Origin of the sequence: uncultured Martelella sp. (genome assembly GCF_963677965.2) — a bacterium.
GTDB lineage: Bacteria > Pseudomonadota > Alphaproteobacteria > Rhizobiales > Rhizobiaceae > Martelella > Martelella mangrovi.
Genome location: NZ_CAXXFM010000001.1, coordinates 3,007,504 through 3,024,626 on the forward strand (window position 1 = coordinate 3,007,504; position 17,123 = coordinate 3,024,626).

Annotated in this window: 14 protein-coding genes; 6 read left to right on the plus strand and 8 right to left on the minus strand. The window is 60.7% G+C overall.

Going from position 1 to position 17,123, the window contains the following annotated elements; genetic code table 11:
• Nucleotides 1–2: 2 nt before the first annotated feature.
• A complete protein-coding gene (locus ACHZCU_RS14030) occupies nt 3–887 on the plus strand; it encodes a methyltransferase domain-containing protein (protein WP_319519269.1) in 885 nt (294 codons plus the stop codon).
• Here ACHZCU_RS14030 and ACHZCU_RS14035 read toward each other — a convergent pair.
• The gene (locus ACHZCU_RS14035; RefSeq protein ID WP_319519270.1) at nt 871–1,812 is read right to left on the minus strand and encodes a DMT family transporter; all 942 of its coding nucleotides are present in this window, start codon (nt 1,810–1,812) and stop codon (nt 871–873) included. The two genes, ACHZCU_RS14030 and ACHZCU_RS14035, sit on opposite strands and share 17 nt — an antisense overlap.
• A 100-nt stretch (nt 1,813–1,912) precedes the next feature.
• On the opposite strand from ACHZCU_RS14035, the gene ACHZCU_RS14040 reads away from it, so the two are divergent.
• Nucleotides 1,913–2,782 (plus strand): LysR family transcriptional regulator, encoded by an 870-nt coding sequence (locus ACHZCU_RS14040; RefSeq protein WP_106303354.1) that lies wholly within the window; start codon nt 1,913–1,915, stop codon nt 2,780–2,782.
• Here ACHZCU_RS14040 and mutT read toward each other — a convergent pair.
• The 4 genes from mutT to ACHZCU_RS14060 all read right to left on the minus strand — a co-directional run bounded on the left by mutT (nt 2,779) and on the right by ACHZCU_RS14060 (nt 6,234).
• A complete protein-coding gene (gene mutT / locus ACHZCU_RS14045) occupies nt 2,779–3,186 on the minus strand; it encodes an 8-oxo-dGTP diphosphatase MutT (protein WP_319519271.1) in 408 nt (135 codons plus the stop codon). The two genes, ACHZCU_RS14040 and mutT, sit on opposite strands and share 4 nt — an antisense overlap.
• Nucleotides 3,183–3,947 carry a GNAT family N-acetyltransferase gene (locus ACHZCU_RS14050; RefSeq protein ID WP_394706066.1) on the minus strand — a complete coding sequence of 255 codons (765 nt, stop codon included), beginning with the start codon at nt 3,945–3,947 and terminating at the stop codon, nt 3,183–3,185. The genes mutT and ACHZCU_RS14050 overlap by 4 nt, the downstream gene beginning before the upstream one ends.
• 133 nt (nt 3,948–4,080) lie before the next feature.
• Nucleotides 4,081–5,316 carry a bifunctional glutamate N-acetyltransferase/amino-acid acetyltransferase ArgJ gene (gene argJ, locus ACHZCU_RS14055; protein ID WP_319519273.1) on the minus strand — a complete coding sequence of 412 codons (1,236 nt, stop codon included), beginning with the start codon at nt 5,314–5,316 and terminating at the stop codon, nt 4,081–4,083.
• A 54-nt stretch (nt 5,317–5,370) separates the two neighbouring features.
• Nucleotides 5,371–6,234 carry a peptidylprolyl isomerase gene (locus ACHZCU_RS14060; protein ID WP_106303342.1) on the minus strand — a complete coding sequence of 288 codons (864 nt, stop codon included), beginning with the start codon at nt 6,232–6,234 and terminating at the stop codon, nt 5,371–5,373.
• Between the two features lie 351 nt (nt 6,235–6,585).
• On the opposite strand from ACHZCU_RS14060, the gene secA reads away from it, so the two are divergent.
• Complete coding sequence (secA, locus tag ACHZCU_RS14065) at nt 6,586–9,357, plus strand: preprotein translocase subunit SecA (protein WP_319519274.1); 2,772 nt, start codon at nt 6,586–6,588, stop codon at nt 9,355–9,357.
• 66 nt (nt 9,358–9,423) lie between these two features.
• On the opposite strand, the gene ACHZCU_RS14070 is transcribed toward secA, so the two are convergent.
• Nucleotides 9,424–11,103: an alpha-glucosidase gene (locus ACHZCU_RS14070; RefSeq protein ID WP_319519275.1), complete on the minus strand. Its 1,680-nt coding sequence runs from the start codon at nt 11,101–11,103 to the stop codon at nt 9,424–9,426.
• A 408-nt stretch (nt 11,104–11,511) separates the two neighbouring features.
• Here ACHZCU_RS14070 and ACHZCU_RS14075 point away from each other — a divergent pair, with 408 nt between their 5' ends.
• The 3 genes from ACHZCU_RS14075 to queF all read left to right on the plus strand — a co-directional run bounded on the left by ACHZCU_RS14075 (nt 11,512) and on the right by queF (nt 15,219).
• Nucleotides 11,512–13,719 (plus strand): anthranilate synthase, encoded by a 2,208-nt coding sequence (locus tag ACHZCU_RS14075; protein ID WP_319519276.1) that lies wholly within the window; start codon nt 11,512–11,514, stop codon nt 13,717–13,719.
• 103 nt (nt 13,720–13,822) lie between these two features.
• Entirely contained in the window at nt 13,823–14,743 is a 921-nt protein-coding gene (locus tag ACHZCU_RS14080; protein WP_319519277.1) for a cation diffusion facilitator family transporter, read from the plus strand.
• Nucleotides 14,744–14,754: 11 nt separating this feature from the next.
• Entirely contained in the window at nt 14,755–15,219 is a 465-nt protein-coding gene (gene queF / locus ACHZCU_RS14085; RefSeq protein WP_106311241.1) for a preQ(1) synthase, read from the plus strand.
• Between the two features lie 57 nt (nt 15,220–15,276).
• Here the strand turns inward: queF and ACHZCU_RS14090 are convergent, their stop codons facing one another.
• Both ACHZCU_RS14090 and ACHZCU_RS14095 read right to left on the minus strand, forming a co-directional pair.
• Entirely contained in the window at nt 15,277–15,852 is a 576-nt protein-coding gene (locus ACHZCU_RS14090) for a HupE/UreJ family protein (RefSeq protein ID WP_394706119.1), read from the minus strand.
• A gap of 178 nt (nt 15,853–16,030) precedes the next feature.
• A complete protein-coding gene (locus tag ACHZCU_RS14095; protein ID WP_319519279.1) occupies nt 16,031–17,071 on the minus strand; it encodes an aldo/keto reductase in 1,041 nt (346 codons plus the stop codon).
• Nucleotides 17,072–17,123: the final 52 nt, after the last annotated feature.

The window sequence follows — 17,123 nt, forward strand, 5'->3', positions numbered from 1 at the left end:
TGATGGAACAGGTTTTCGATGCACGACGCGTGGAGGCGAACCGGCTGAAAGCCTGGCGTGCGGCAAAGCCCGGCGCCGATTTTCTGCTCGATCTCGTTGCCGGAGAAATCGCCGACCGGCTGGCCGTCGTCGAGCGGCAGTTCGAGCAGGCCGTTGAATTGCACGGGGTCACCGGCACGGTTGCCAGGGCAGCGCTTGCCACCGGCAAAATCGACCGGATGCAAAGGGTGGAAAGCGATGCGGCCTTTGCAGGCGCCGACACCGCGGTCACGGTGGCCCCGCTGGAACTGCCGGGACTGGAGGATCAGTCGCTCAACCTTGTGCTGTCGCCGCTTGTCGCGCATCTCACCAATGACACGCCCGGCTATTTCATCCAGGCCCGCCGTGCCTTGAAACCGGACGGGCTGTTTCTGGCTGCAATCCCCGGTTCCGGCACGCTTGCCGAGCTGCGCGACTGTCTGATTACGGCCGAAACGGAGATTTATGGCGGGGTCAGTCCGCGTGTCATTCCCTTTGCCGATGTGCGCGATATCGGCGGTTTGCTGCAGCGCGCCGGCTTTGCGCTGCCGGTGGTCGATCAGGAGAATTACACCGTCCGCTACGACACGCTGTTCGACCTGATGGCGGATCTGCGGGCCATGGGCATGACCAACCCGCTGGCAGACCGCTCGACGCGGCCCGTCAGCCGGGCCTTCTTCCTGCGCGCCGCCGAACTCTACGCCGAACGGCACAGCGACCCCGACGGCCGGATCCGCGCCACCTTCTCGATCATCTATGTTTCCGGCTGGGCGCCGCATGAAAGCCAGCAGAAGCCGCTGAAGCCCGGCTCGGCGAAGGCGCGCCTCGCCGACGCGCTCAACACCGAGGAGATCAAGCTGAAGCGCTAGAGGCCTTCAGCCGCGGCAACCTGCCGCTTGCCAGCAGAATGCCGAAGATTGCTATGGCGACGCCTGCGACCTGATAGAGGTCGGGCATCCTGCCGAACACGGCCGCAATCACGAGGGCGGAGACCGGTACGAGGTTGAAGACCACCGATGTTGCGCCGGGTCCCCGCTTGGCAATGCCGATCTGCCAGAAGATGTAGGCAAGAACGGAGCCGACAACCGCCATCCACAACACCGCGCCGAGTGCCGGTGCAGTTGACACCGTGAGTGCTGTAAACGGCGTTTCGAAGAAGAAGGCGGCAAACAGCAGGACAAGTGCGCCGGCGGTCATCGTCCAGGCGGTGGTCTGCATTGGCGTGGCATCGGTCACGGCCCGCCTGCAGCCGATGGTGTAAAGCGCCCAGGCGAGGCTTCCGGCCAGGATCAGGAGATCGCCGGATGTGAAGCGGGTTCCGGAAAAGGCCCCGACGGTCAGCGAAACCCCGAACAGGCTGATCGCCATGCCCAAAACGGCGCCGGCGGCCGGCAGGCGGCGTTGCAGGACGGCATCGATCAGGTTCGTGGTCAGCGGGGTCGTGCCCATGATCAGCGCCGCGGTAACGGGACTTGAGGTCTGCATGCCCAGAAACAGCGCGGCATTGAACCCCGCCACACCGACGCAACCAAGCGCCAGATAGGCGAACAGGTTGCGCCGCAGCACCCTGAAATCCAGACCGCCGCTGAGGCGAAGCCAGAACAGAATGGCGATGGCGGCGATCGCAAATCGCAGGGCCGCGGCCGTCCATGGTGGAAGGCCGGACAGCGCAATGCGCGTTGCCTCGAAATTCGTTCCCCAGAAAATGGCGGAAAGTGCGCTCAGTCCCAGCGCCGATGTGTCGGTGATGGGAGCATTGGCGTGATTGGGCAAAATGTCATTCGTTGCGGACATGGCAACCTCGTCTGTTTCAGATGTGCCGGGAGAGTGCCTTTCCGAAAAAGAGTATGATATATCGAATGTCGGTATATTGTTTTCCGAAAATGGAAGATCAGTGGGACAATTCAACTGGGACGATAATCGTGTTTTCCTCGCCCTTGCGCGCGAGGGCACGCTCTCTGCCGCCGCTGCGCAACTCAAAAGCGGTGTGGCCACCGTCGCCAGGCGCATCGAGCGTATGGAGCAGGCGCTTGGCGTGCCGCTTTTCCTGAGGCATCAAAGCGGCTACACGCTGACCGATCAGGGCGAGGCCCTGCTTGCCCGCGCGGAGGCGGTGGAGCTTGCCGTCCGCAACATGCAGTTACAGGCGCATGACGATGTCGGCATTCGCGGGCAGGTTCGCGTGGCAAGCGTCGAAAGCCTTGTCGGCGGTTTCGTGGTTCCCGCACTTGCGCCGCTGCTTGCCGAAAACCCCGGGCTCGACGTCGAGATCACGTTTTCGACAACTGCCGTCAACATGCAAAGACATGATGCAGACCTTGCCTTGAGGATGGTGCGGCCGGAGCGCGGCAATCTCAAGGTTCGTCAGCTTGCGACCATGGGGTTCGGACTTTACGGCCCGTCAGACGGCGAGGTGCCCGCACGGGTCGTGACCTGGCCCTATTCGGAAAGCCTTGCAGTGCCGCTTGGCTGGCTGGATGCCTTTACCTCGGCAAACAGCGGACGCTTTACCGTTAACACCTTCGTCGGCCAGCTTGAGGCCGTGCGGCGTGGTGTCGGCAAGGCGGTATTGCCGCATTTTCTCGCAGGCGAGGGGCTTCGGCTTCTTGAAGACCGGTTGCCGGGCGGGGGCGTGATGGAGCGTCCGATCCTGCTCGTCACCCATGGCGATCTTATCGGTTCGCAAAGGGTTGCAAGCGTGGCGGATGCCATCGCGTCGGAAATCATACGCCGGAGACGCTTTCTTTCCGGCAGCGAGCGTTAGAGAAGATCCTGCAGGATGGGGATCAGCGGCTCATCGGCCGGCGGCATGGGGTAGTCGCGCAGGTCCTTCGCCCGTACCCATTTGATGGCCTGACCTTCCCTGCCGGAGGGAATGCCCTGATAGCGGCGGCAGACGAACAGCGGCATAAGAAGGTGAAATGTCTCATAGGTGTGGCTTGCGAAGGTCAGCGGCGCGAGGCAATCGGGCTTTGTGGTAATGCCCAGCTCCTCTTCCATTTCGCGGATCAGGCTGGCCTCCGGCGTTTCGCCGTTTTCCACCTTGCCACCGGGAAATTCCCACAGACCTGCCAGGTTTTTGCCTTCGGGGCGCTGTGCCAGCAGGATGCGTCCGTCCGTATCGATCAGGGCGCAGGCTGTGACCAGCAGCAGTTTCCTGTCCGTCATGTGTCGGCCTTTTCCCGCCAGTAGCGGTATCTGTAGGCTTCCGTGAAGCCGAAGGAGCGATAAAGGGAAAGTGCTGCGGCATTGCTTTCGGTAACCTGCAGCCAGACGGTGCGCGCGCCGCGGCTTTTCAGCCAGCGCAGCATGCCGGTCGTCAGCTTGCGCCCGTGTCCCGTGCGCCGCATTTGCGGGGAAACGGCCAGGGCCTCGATGCCGGCCATGTCGAAATCATGCACACACAGCCCGGCTGCAACCGGTTCGCCGTCATCCTGCTCGCGAATGAAAAAGCCGTGGGCCGGCTTGATCGCCGTGATCACTTCGGCAAGGCCGGCGCGCGTCAGCTCCGCCACGGGATTGACCTTCAATGCGGCTCCGACGAAACGGCCGACATCCTGGCTCGGCAGCAATTCAACCCCTTCGTCGGGTTGAAACGTGTCGAGTTCAAGGGTCATGACGACGGTCGTGTCGAAGGGTTCGGCTGCTTCGGCGGTGAGATATTCGACAAGGGCCGTCGGCGTCAGCGGTGTTTCGCGCACCAGAAGCGGGCGTCCGAAGGCAGCGTAATGACGGCGTGCCTTCTCGAACCTGATCTCGATATCGGAAATATCCGACTGATCGAGAACAGACAGGCTGTTTAGTCGTTTGGACGGGTGACCCGCTGTCAGCCGAAGCTGCCATGCCCCGTCATAAAGTACGTTTTTTGCCGGCCATGCGCGCAACCCCATGGCTTCAAGGCGACGCACAAGTGGAAGATCCGCACTCACCTGCATTCCGATCCTGTCGCGACGTTATCGTTGTTTTTGTTCATCTAGTCGGGATCGGGCAGGTGTGTAAATACAAGGCTTTCGCTTGAGGCGGCCGGTGTTGCCCGAAGGCAACGCGGCCGCCCGGCGATAATCAGCTGCGATAATCGCCGTTGATGGCGACATAATCCTTGGTCAGGTCGCAGGTGTAGATGGTGGCCTGACCGCTGCCGATGCCGATATCGGCGCGGATGGTGATTTCGTCTTCGCGCATCACCGCAGCGGCGAATTCTTCCGTGTAGTCGGGATCGCGTTCGCCGTTGAAAGCCACGCGGATATCGCCGAACCAGATGGCGAGGCGGTCGCGGTCGGCCTTTTCCCCGGCCTTGCCGACGGCCATGACGACGCGGCCCCAATTGGCATCTTCGCCGGCAACGGCGGTCTTGACCAGCGGCGAATTGGCAATCGAACGCGCAATCACGCCGGCGGCGCGGTCGTCTTCGGCGCCCGTCACGCGGACGGTCACCATCTTGCGCGCGCCTTCGCCGTCGCGCACGACCTGAAGCGCGAGGTCTTGCATCAGCGCATGAAGTGCTGCGCGGAAATCGTCAAGGCGCGGATCGGATGCGTCGCTGACCAGGTCCTGTCCGGGAGCCTTGCCGGTGGCAAAGGCCAGAACGGTGTCCGAGGTGGAGGTGTCGCTGTCAATCGTCACAGCATTGAAGCTTGCGCCCACGCCTTCGGCCAGAAGCTGCTGAAGGGCGCCCGCCGAAACCGCTGCATCGGTCGCGATGAAGGAAAGCATCGTGGCCATGTCGGGCGCGATCATGCCGGCGCCCTTGGCAATGCCGTTGAGGGTTACCGAAACACCGTCGATCGTGGCGCCGCGTGTCGCGACCTTCGGATAGGTATCCGTGGTCATGATCGCCCTGGCCGCCTCAAGCCACATGTCGGGCCGGGCGTCCGCCGCCATGTCTGAAAGAACGTCAGTGAATTTCGAGGCGTCGAGCGGTTCGCCGATGACGCCGGTGGAGGCGAGGAACACATCGCTTTCGGCGCAATTGACGGCTTCGGCCGCGGTCTTTGCGGTCAGCGCGGTTGCCTCTGCTCCCTTCTTGCCGGTGAAGGCATTGGCATTGCCGGAATTGACCACCAGAACGCGGGCCGCCCCGCCGGGAAGATTGGCGCGGCAAAGGTCAACAGGTGCGGAAGGGCATCTGGAACGGGTAAAGAGACCGGCAACGGCGGCGGTCTCATCGAAGCGCATCATCATGACATCCGTCCGCCCCTTGTATTTGATACCGGCGGCGGCGGTCGCAATCTGCACACCGTCAATCGGCGGCATCGGCGGAAACGATTTGGGGGCAAGCGGGGATACAGCGGTCGTCATGGCAGGCCTCGAAAAATCCGGCCCGCGAACAATGCGCGGGCCGGGTGGTTTTGATTACTGCATTTTATTGACGTTGTCGTAGGCCTCTTGCAAGTCCTTATCTTCGATCACGATCTTGTCGTCGGTTTTCAGCTTGCTGACGACCTCGTTATATTTCTCGCTGGCAATGAGCTGCCTGAGCTGCGGCTCGATCTGCTCGAACGGAACCGGCGCCTTTTCGCGCATGTCCTCGACCTCGATCACGTGATAGCCGAACTGGGTCTTGACCGGGGTTTCGGTGTAGGCGCCGGGCTCGAGTGCGAATGCGGCTTCCTCGAATTCGGGAACCATCTGGCCCTTGGAGAAGTAGCCGAGATCGCCGCCATTGGAGGCGGACGGGCCGGTCGAGTGCTGTTCGGCGAGTTCGGCGAAATCTGCGCCGTCGTCGAGCTGCTTGATGATGTCCTGGGCCTCTTCTTCACTGTCGACCAGAATGTGGCGGGCGTGGACTTCTTCCTGTTTCGGAGCGTTGGCGATTTCCTCGTCGTAACGTTCCTTCAGCATTTCCGGTGTGATTTCAGAATTGATCTTCTGGTCGAAAAACGCGTTGTAAAGCTCTTCCTGGCGCAGCTCTTCCATTCGCGTCTTGAACGCCTCGGTCTCGTCGATGCCGTCCTTTTCTGCGGCTTCGGCAATCACCTTCATGTCGATCAGGCTTGAAAGCGCGATAGCACGGACCTGTTCTTCAGGCATCTGGCCGAACTGGCCCTGGAATTTTTCCACCGTGCTCTGCAGTTCCGACTGGGTGATCGGTTCGCCGGCAACGGTTGCAACGACTGTCTCGTCCGACGCCGAACTGCTGTCCTGGGCGAAGGAGGGAACTGCGAAGCTGACGGTCGTCGCCAGAAGTGCCGCGGCTGCCAAATGTCTTTTCTGCATGAAATCACCTTTGTTGTGTTGTTTGGCGAAACCAGCTGTTCCGCCGTGTGCGCTGGTCGATCAGGCGCATGTGGTAAAAGCGCTGTCAGCCGTCAACGTGCCAGACCGAAATGTGTTGCATCCTTACAGCCTTTTAATGTGAAACGGCGCGCTGGAAGAGCGGCAACATACAAATGTGGCCATTGTGGTGCGGCGTTTGACGTTGACATCCCCCAACCCCCCTCTTATCTGTCTGCCAAGCCCGCGTCCAGTAAAGCACCGGAAAGCAAGCTGGACCCTGCTTGTCAGAAGTGCGTCTGTACGGCGCCACGTACAGGATAGATATGACAACGTTCGGAAAGAGCTATTGAAATGGTCTCACTCGGTGGCGTAGCCCGCAAATTGTTCGGTTCGGCCAATGAACGCCGTATTCGATCCTACAAACCCCGCGTGGCTGCAATCAATGCGCTTGAAGAACAGATCGCGGCGCTTTCGGACGATGAGCTCAAGGCGAAAACCGAAGAATTCAAAAAGCAGATCGCCGAAGGCAAGAGCCTGGACGACCTTCTTGTTGAAGCATTTGCCGTTGCGCGGGAGGCGTCCCGCCGCGTTCTCGGCCTGAGGCCGTTCGATGTGCAGCTGATCGGCGGCATGATCCTGCATGAAAACGCCATTGCCGAAATGAAGACCGGTGAAGGTAAGACGCTGGTTGCTACCCTTCCCGTCTATCTGAACGCGCTTTCGGGCAAGGGCGTCCACGTCGTCACGGTCAATGATTATCTGGCACGGCGTGACAGCGAGAACATGGGCAGGCTTTACGGCTTCCTCGGCCTGACGACGGGCGTGATCCATCATGGTCTCGACGACCAGCAGCGCCGGGCGGCCTATGAATGCGATATCACCTACGCCACCAATAACGAGCTCGGCTTCGATTATCTGCGCGACAACATGAAGATGCAGCGCTCCGAAATGGTTCAGCGCGGCCACAACTATGCCATCGTCGACGAAGTTGACTCCATCCTCGTCGATGAAGCGCGTACGCCGCTGATCATTTCCGGTCCGCTGGATGACCGCTCCGATCTTTACGTCGCCATGGACAAGGTTATCCCGACGCTGGATGAGGATGACTACGAAATCGACGAGAAGCAGCGCTCCGCCAACTTTTCCGAAAAGGGGATGGAGCGGCTTGAACAGCTTCTGACCGAGTCTGGGCAGATGAAGGGCGCTTCGCTCTATGATGTCGAAAACGTCGCCATCGTGCACCACCTCAACAATGCGCTGAAAGCGCACAAGATGTTCTCCCGTGACAAGGATTACATCGTGCGCGACGGCGAAGTGGTGATCATCGACGAATTCACCGGCCGCATGATGCCGGGCCGGCGTTATTCCGAAGGGCAGCATCAGGCGCTGGAAGCCAAGGAAGGCGTCAAGATCCAGCCGGAAAACCAGACGCTCGCCTCGATCACCTTCCAGAACTATTTCCGCATGTATGACAAGCTGGCCGGCATGACCGGTACGGCGGCAACGGAAGCGGAAGAATTCGGCAATATCTACGGCCTTGATGTCGTTGAAGTGCCGACCAACCTGCCGATCATCCGTCTTGACGAGGATGATGAGGTCTATCTGACCGTTCACGAGAAATATCTGGCGATTGTTGAGGAGATCAAGGCGGCCAAGGAAAAGGGCCAGCCGGTTCTGGTCGGCACCACCTCGATTGAAAAGTCCGAGCTTCTGGCCGCCGCGCTGAAACGTGACGGCATCGACGATTTCAAGATCCTGAACGCCCGTTATCATGAAAACGAGGCCTTCATCGTTGCCCAGGCCGGTGTTCCCGGCGCCTTGACCATCGCCACCAACATGGCCGGTCGCGGTACCGACATTCAGCTCGGCGGCAATCTGGAAATGCGGATCCAGGAAGAACTCGGCTATCTCGAACCGGGCACCGATATCGTCGTCAATGACCAGGGCGAACGCGTCGAGGTGGAACGCAAGTTCACGCCGCCCGGTCCGGAACGTGAGGCCAAGGAACAGGCAATCCGCGAGGATGCCGCCCGGCTGAAGGAACAGGCGCTGGCCGCCGGCGGCCTCTATGTGATCGCCACCGAACGCCACGAAAGCCGCCGTATCGACAATCAGCTGCGCGGTCGTTCCGGCCGTCAGGGCGACCCCGGCCGTTCGAAATTCTACCTGTCGCTGCAGGATGACCTGATGCGCATCTTCGGTTCCGACCGGATGGAAAGCATGCTGCAGAAGCTTGGCCTGAAGGAAGGCGAGGCGATTGTTCATCCGTGGATCAACAAGGCGCTGGAGCGCGCACAGAAGAAGGTCGAGGCCCGCAACTTCGACATTCGTAAGAACCTTCTGAAATATGACGACGTGCTCAACGACCAGCGCAAGGTGGTCTTCGACCAGCGCAAGGAACTGATGGATTCCGACGATATCTCGGACATCGTCGAGGATATGCGCCACGAAGTCATCGAAAACGCCGTGAGCCGCCGCATTCCCGAACGGGCTTATGCGGAACAGTGGGACGTGGCGGGCCTGAAGGAAGATTGCCTCCATATCCTCAACCTTGACCTGCCGATTGAGGAATGGGCCGCCGAAGACGGTATCGCAGAGCCCGAAATCCTCGAGCGGATCAACGCCGCAGCCGAAGAGGCCGAGGCGGTTCGCGCCAAGCAGGCCGAACAGTTCGGCCCCGACGTGATGAAATATGTTCAGCGTCAGGTCACCATGCAGGCGCTCGATCATCTCTGGCGCGAGCACATCGTCAATCTCGACCATTTGCGTTCGGTCATCGGCTTTCGTGGTTACGCCCAGCGCGATCCGCTGCAGGAATACAAGGCCGAGGCTTTCGAACTGTTTCAGGCGCTGCTCGGCAATATGCGTGAGGTTGCCGTCTCGCAGCTTTCGCGTGTCCAGCTCGTGCGCGAGAACCCGCCGCAGCCGGAACCGGCTGTCGATCCGGCCCAGTTGCAGGCAAGCCATGTCGACCCGGATACGGGCGAAAACGAGGTGGCACCCGCTGCCGGTGCTTCTGAGACGGCTTCACTGCCCGACGAGTGGAGAAACACCGGCCGCAATGACCCGTGTCCCTGCGGTTCCGGCCGGAAATTCAAGCACTGCCATGGCCGGCTGGCCTGATCGACGGTTCAGACTTCAAGCAAACGGCGCCTCGCGGGCGCCGTTTTTGCTTTGATCCGCAGTCCCTTATACCGACGCTTTGAGAACCAGTGCCTCCCATGGAAGAAGCGTTGCTTCTTCGCTTGGCAGTGTTTCTTCGCGCCGGTCATCATTGCAGATCAGCACGTTCGCGCCTTTAAGCCCGTCATGTTTCCACATAACCGGAACGCGGGAAAAATTGATCGCGGTGATCAGTCGTGCGTCATCAAGTCTGCGCTCGAAGGCGAATACCGCGTCATGATCGGGTGCCAGGTCCTCATAGGTGCCGTAGGTGAGGGCAGGGGTTTCGTGGCGCAGGGCGATCAGTCTGCGGTAGTGATGATAGATCGAGTTTTCATCGGCCCGCGCGGCTTCGGCATTGATCTCGTGATAGTTCGGATTGACGGCGAGCCATGGCTTTTCAGCTGTGGTGAAGCCGGCGTTTTTCGATGCGTCCCATTGCATTGGCGTGCGGGCGTGGTCGCGGCTGACCTTGTTGAGGTTTTCAAGCAGTTCTTCCGCGCTCGCCTTGCCGGTGTCGACGTAATCCTGCCGGAGCCCGCGCACCTCGATATCGTCGAACTGGTCGAGATCGGTGAACGGGTAATTGACCATGCCGATTTCCTCGCCCTGATAGATGAACGGGGTGCCGCGCATGGTCAGCATCATGGTCGCCAGCGCCTTGGCCGATAGCGCGCGGAATTCCGGGGCCGGATCGCCGAAATGGCTGACCGTGCGCGGCTGGTCGTGATTGCCGAGGAAGACGGTGTTCCACCCGGTCATGCCGACGGCCTTGTCGAGCCGGTCGAAGGTCGCCTTCAGGTCTGTCAGCTTGCGCTCCTTGTGGCGCCAGCCGTCGCGGTCGAGCATGACCACGGCGAAGTTGAAGATCATGTTGAGTTCGTTGCGGGCCTCGTCGACGAAGAGCGGCGTTTGCGCGTCGGAAACGCCGGCAGCCTCGCCCACGGTCATGCAGTCGTAATGCGAGAGCACTTCGCGGTTCATCTCCTGCAGATATTCATGCAGGCGCGGGCCGGAAGCATAGACCCGGCCGGGGTCCTTCATTTCCTCTTCCGTCAGGTCCGGAAAATCGAAATTCTTGGAGATGAAGGGGATGACATCCATGCGGAAGCCGGAGACGCCCTTGTCGAGCCAGAAGCGCATCAGGTCGTAGACTTGCGTGCGGACCTTCTCATTGTCCCAGTTGAGGTCGGGCTGTTTCTTTGCGAAATAATGCAGGTAGTAGTCGCCGGTCGCCGCGTCCTTTTCCCAGGCGGAGCCGCCGAAATAGGAAACGAAATTGTTGGGAACCCCCTTGGCACCGTCGCGCCAGATGTAATAGTCGCGCTTGTCGCTGTCGCGCGCGGATCGGCTTTCCACGAACCATTCATGTTCGTCGCTGGTGTGGTTGACCACAAGGTCGATGATCAGCCGCATGCCGCGCTTTTTGATCTCCGCCAGCAACCGGTCGAAATCGGCCATGGTGCCGAATTCGGCCATCACCTTGCGGTAGTCGCGGATATCGTAGCCGTTATCTGCGTTCGGCGAATCGAAATGCGGCGACAGCCAGATGACATCGATGCCGAGCCCGGCGACATGATCCAGCTTTTCGATAATGCCGGGAATGTCGCCGATGCCGTCGCCATTGGAATCGGCAAATGAACGTGGGTAGATCTGGTAGGCGACAGCCTCTTTCCACCAGTGCCTGCTTTCAGCGGGTTGCGGCATGCCTGCCTCCCTTTTCATGCTTGGTTTTCAGTGTCTTTTAAGGTCCGGATTATTCTTGCGCGCGCGTGAGGGCAAGCGTTGCCCGGTGAAATGTGTTTTTCATCCATGTACGTATGGACGCGCCAAAAGGCTGAGGTGAGGCGGCTGTTTTCTTGCCGCTTGCCAGCTCTGTCCGCTTGCGCTAGAAAGTTGCCATGATCACGATTGAGATGAACATTGCTAACTGGTGGTGGGCTCGCTAAAGGCGGCCGCGATCACGCATGTCTATCTGATCAGACAAAGCCGCCCTCAGACCGAGGCGGCTTTTTTGCTATGTCGGGCCGCCTCCTTCCGGGGTCTAACGATTGATGTCGCGAGGAAGGGGACAAGCCCCGGCCTTCCGCGAAAAACAAGGTGGAGCAAACGACAATGAGCCTTCATGAACGGCCCGATGGCGGGGAGAGCTATCTGACCAAAGGCGGGGTGAAGATCACCCGGACGCGACGGTTCGTGCCCTATGGCGATTCCGTTTCAAGCTATATCGAACGGCTGGATGAGCGCCGTGGCGCGGTGCTGTCCTCCAATTACGAATATCCGGGCCGTTATACCCGCTGGGATACCGCGGTCATCGATCCGCCGGTCGCGATCTCCTGTCATGGCCGGACGATGTGGCTCGAAGCCTTCAACGGCCGCGGCGAGGCCCTGCTGGCGCTGATTTTCCCGGTTCTCGACGGTCTTGATGAAGTCTCGATCGTTTCGCGAGACGACCGGCGCATCGACCTCAAGGTTGCCGAACCCGACCGCCAGTTCACCGAGGAAGAACGCTCCAAGGCGCCGACGGTGTTTACCGTGCTGCGGGCGATTGTCGATCTGTTCTATTCCGAGGAAGACGCCAGTCTCGGCCTTTACGGCGCGTTTGGTTACGACCTCGCCTTCCAGTTCGACGCTATCAATCTGAAGCTGGAACGCCCCGACGACCAGCGCGATATGGTGCTGTTTCTGCCCGACGAAGTGCTGATGGTCGATAACCACGCCGCCAAGGCCTGGATCGACCATTATGAATTCGAAAAGGACGGGCTGACGACGGAAGGCCGGCCCGGCGACATTGCGCCGGAACCGTTCACACCGTCCAACAGCCTGCCGCCGAAAAGCGATCACAAGCCGGGCGAATATGCCGAACTGGTGGTCAAGGCGAAGGAAAGCTTCGTGCGCGGCGACCTGTTCGAGGCGGTCCCGGGCCAGAAGTTCATGGAACGCTGCGCCACCAAGCCATCGGCGATCTCCAAGCGGTTGAAGGCCACCAATCCGTCGCCCTATTCCTTCTTCATCAATCTCGGCAATCAGGAATATCTGATCGGCGCATCGCCGGAAATGTTCGTGCGCGTCACCGGCAGGCGGGTCGAGACCTGCCCGATTTCCGGCACGATCAAGCGCGGCGAGGACCCGATTGCCGACAGCCAGCAGATCCTGAAACTGCTGAACTCGCAGAAGGACGAATCGGAACTGACCATGTGTTCCGATGTCGACCGCAACGACAAGAGCCGGGTCTGCGAGCCGGGTTCGGTCAAGGTCATCGGCCGTCGCCAGATCGAGATGTATTCGCGCCTCATCCACACCGTCGATCATATCGAGGGCCGGTTGCGCGCGGGCATGGATGCCTTCGACGCTTTCCTCAGCCACGCCTGGGCGGTGACGGTCACCGGCGCGCCGAAGCTCTGGGCCATGCGGTTCATCGAAAACCACGAGAAAAGCCCGCGCGCCTGGTATGGCGGGGCCATCGGCATGGTTGGCTTCAACGGCGACATGAATACCGGCCTGACGCTGAGGACCATCCGCGTCAAGCAGGGCGTTGCGGAAGTGCGCGCCGGGGCCACGCTGCTTTATGATTCCAACCCGCAGGAAGAAGAGGCGGAGACCGAATTGAAGGCTTCAGCCATGCTTGCCGCCATTCGCGAGGCGGAAACCGGAAAACTGGAACCGGCTGCACGCTCGGTCTCCAGGGCAGGGGCAGGGCTCAAGATCCTGCTCGTCGATCACGAGGACAGTTTCGTCCACACGCTGGCCAATTACTTCCGCCAGACGGGGGCTGAGGTTTCCACCGTGCGCTCGCCGGTGGCAGACGAGACCTTCGACCGGGTCAATCCCGATCTTGTCGTGTTGTCGCCGGGGCCGGGCAGCCCGAAGGATTTCGACACCAAGGCCACCATCAAGAAGGCGCGCAGCCGTGATCTGCCGATCTTCGGTGTCTGCCTTGGCCTTCAGGCGCTGGCGGAAGCCTATGGCGGATCTCTGCGCCAGCTTGCCGTGCCCATGCACGGCAAACCGTCGCGTATCCGCATTCTCGAGCATGGACGGATTTTCGACGGCCTGCCGGGTGAAATCACCGTCGGCCGCTATCACTCGATCTTTGCCGATGCCGTCGAGCTTCCGACCGATTTCACGATCTCGGCGGAAACCGATGATGGCATCGTCATGGGGATCGAACATGTCAGCGAGCCGGTGGCGGCTGTGCAGTTCCACCCCGAATCGATCATGACGCTTGGCGGCGATGCCGGCATGCGGATCATCGAAAATGTCGTGGGCCGGCTGACCGGTCGGTCCGGCGAGGCGCTTTCCGGGCGAAGGGCTGCCGGCTGAGGACTGTCTTGCCTTTGTCGTGACAAGGCGTTAGCAAACCGATGAGGCCGGTTCGGCGGATGCGCCGGCCGGCCTTGTCATTCAAGCGAAACGGGACAATCCAATGACTGGTGGTGATGCACAAGGCGACGGCGCGAGCCGTACGCGAACACTGGCATTCTGGACGATACCGCTCTCGCTCCTGGTTCTGTCGATCAAGCTTCTGGCCTGGTACGTCACCGGCTCGGTGGCATTGCTTTCCGACGGGCTGGAATCCATCGTCAACGTGGTGGCTTCGATCGCAACCTTCGTTGCGATCGTCTACGCATCGAAGCCCGCCGACCATGACCATCAGTTCGGCCATCACAAGGCCGAGTATATCTCTGCCGTTGTCGAGGGTGTGGCCATCGTCGTTGCGGCCTTGCTGATTTTTCGCGAGGCCTTCGGCGAAGTTTTCCATCCAGTCATGCCGACCGATGTCGGCCTCGGCCTTGCCGTCAATATCGTGGCGAGCCTGATCAACGGCGTCTGGGCCTATGTGCTGATCAGGGCAGGGCAGAGCCTGCGCTCTCCGGCAATGGTGGCAGACGGCAAGCATATCCGCACCGATGTCGTGACCTCCGTCGGCGTTGTCCTCGGGCTGGGCGTTGCTCTTGCCACGGGCTATGCGATCTTCGATCCGCTGATCGCGCTGCTGGTCGCGGCCCACATTCTCTATACCGGCTGGCGGTTGATTGCCGAATCCGTCGGCGGGCTGATGGATGTGGCGCTGACCAATGATGAGGAAGACGCGATCCGTCAGGCAATCCGCGAAAACGCCGAGGGGTCGCTTGGCGTGCATGATCTGAAGACGCGCCGCGCCGGTTCCGCGGCCTTCATCGATTTTCATCTGGTGGTGCACGAAACCATGCCGGTCGGCGATGCACACGATATCTGCGACCGTCTCGAGGCCGCCATCAAGAAGGCGATCCCGGGTGCTTCCCTGGCCATCCATGTCGAGCCGGAAGGCGAAAAACCGCACGGCGTGCGGGTCAGGATCAACTGAAAGGAAGACCGATGGTCAAAACAGATGTTTCCGGCCTGTCTCAACTCGGCCAAGCTGTCGATGCACCGTCCTCACCGGAAGAGGCAAAGCTTGAAAAAGTGCCGTTCAGCGAAGCCGGAACGGATTTCGTGGTGCGTTTCACCGCACCCGAATTCACCTCGCTCTGCCCGATGACCGGCCAGCCCGATTTCGCCCATATCGTCATCGATTATATTCCGGGTGAATGGCTGGTCGAATCGAAGTCGCTGAAGCTGTTTCTGCATTCCTTCCGCAATCACGGCGCCTTTCACGAGGACTGCTCGATCTATATTGCCAAACGCATCGTCGCACTGCTGGAGCCGAAATGGCTGCGTATCGGCGCCTACTGGTATCCGCGCGGCGGCATTCCCATCGACGTTTTCTGGCAGACCGGCGCACCGCCCGAAGGCGTCTGGCTGCCCGATCAGGGTGTAGCACCCTATCGCGGGCGCGGGTGAACACAAAAAAGGCGGCTCCACACGGTGCCGCCTTTCGCATATATGGATGTGAATGTTTCAGCCGGCCATCATTGCGACACCGGCAAGCGCGGTGGCTGCACCCAGAATGCGCGATAGAGTCATGCCGCCGAAGCGGTTGAGGCCGACGCCGAGGCCAACACCGGCGGCATGCAGAAGCGCCGTACCGGCCATGAAACCGAGACCGAAGGTGACAGCCCCTGCGCCGCCGAGTTCCGTGCCATGGGCAAAACCGTGGAACAGCGCGAAAACGGCAACGACGGCGGCGGAAACCGGGGTCGGCACCTTGACGGCAAGCGCCACCAGCAGGCCGAGGCCGACGACGGACGCCAGAATGGCGGGTTCGACGAAGGGCAGGGATGCGCCGCCAAGCGCCAGCGCGAAGCCGATGCCCATGGTGATGACAAAGGTGGCCGGTACGATCAGCATCGCCCGTCCGCCGATCATCGCCGCCCAGATGCCGACGGCAACCATCGCCAGAATATGGTCGGCGCCGAAGAGCGGGTGCGAGAAACCGGCCATGAACGAGCCGTGCTCGGCCGGGTTCAGGTGGGCAAAGGCCGGTGCTGCGGCTGCGAGAAGAAGGCCGGCGGAAAGGCCGGCGCGTTTGGCGATGCGCTTGAACATTGTTCCCTCTTTTGGTGGATGCGCGGATAGCGCGCATGAAAATCAGCAACAGCAATGCTATCGCCGCCGGTCCGTTTTTGTCTACACGGAAAATGACGTATGGACCGACGAAAAAGGCTGCCCGGTTTTCCGGACAGCCTGAGAGAAGGCAAAGGTGTTGCTTCGTTTATTTCGGAACGCGCGGCGGTGACGCGGTTTCGCCGCCGGATTGCCGCTCGAGCATCCAGCCGGGATATTCTCGCGGCAGTGCGGAAACAGCGTCGAGCCGTTCCATCTCCGCCGCCGTCAGTTCGACATCGGTTGAGCTGATATTGTCTTTCAGCTGATCCGGCCGTTTGGCGCCGACGATGACGCTGGTGACCGCAGGCTGGTAGAGCAGCCAGGCAAGCGCGATCTGCGCCACCGAAACGCCCTTGGCGTCCGCGATCTCGCGCATCACGTCGATGGTTGCAAAGCCGCGTTCCTTGTCGACGGGCGGGAAGTCGAATTCGACACGCCGGCCTTCGCCGTCGGTCTGGTTGTTGCGGTCGTATTTGCCGGAGAGGAAACCGCCGGCAAGCGGCGACCAGACCATCAGCCCGACGCCCTCGGATTTCAGCATCGGCACGATCTCGCGTTCGAGGTCGCGGCCGGCAATGGTGTAATAGGCCTGCAGCGACTGGAAGGAGGCAAGCCCCTTCCGTTCCGAAATGCCGAGCGCCTTGGCGATCTGCCATGCCGCCCAATTGGAAACGCCGACATAGCGCACATGACCGTGGCGGACGAGCGTGTCCAGCGCCTCGAGCGTCTCCTCGATCGGTGTGGTGTTGTCGAAACCGTGAAGCTGGTAGAGGTCGATATGGTCGGTCTGCAGCCGCGACAGGCTGTTCTTGACCTGCTCCATGATGTGATAGCGCGACGAGCCGCGGCTGTTCGGCCCTTCACCCATGCCGCCGAACACCTTGGTGGCGATCACCACTTCGTCGCGCGGGATGCCGAGATTTTTGATAGCCTGGCCGGTGATCTTTTCCGACAGGCCCTCGGAATAGACATTCGCCGTATCGATGAAGTTGATGCCTGAATCGATTGCCATCTTGACCAGTTCTTCAGAGGCGCTCTGGTCGAGTTCGCCGATGGCTGTCCACATGCCCCTGCCGCCGAAGGTCATGGTGCCGAGGCAGAGTTCGGAAACTTTCAGGCCGGATTTTCCAAGTCGGTTGTAACGCACGGTCCTGTCCTTTCAGATTTTTATGAATGGCCGGTTTTGCCGCAGATGGCTG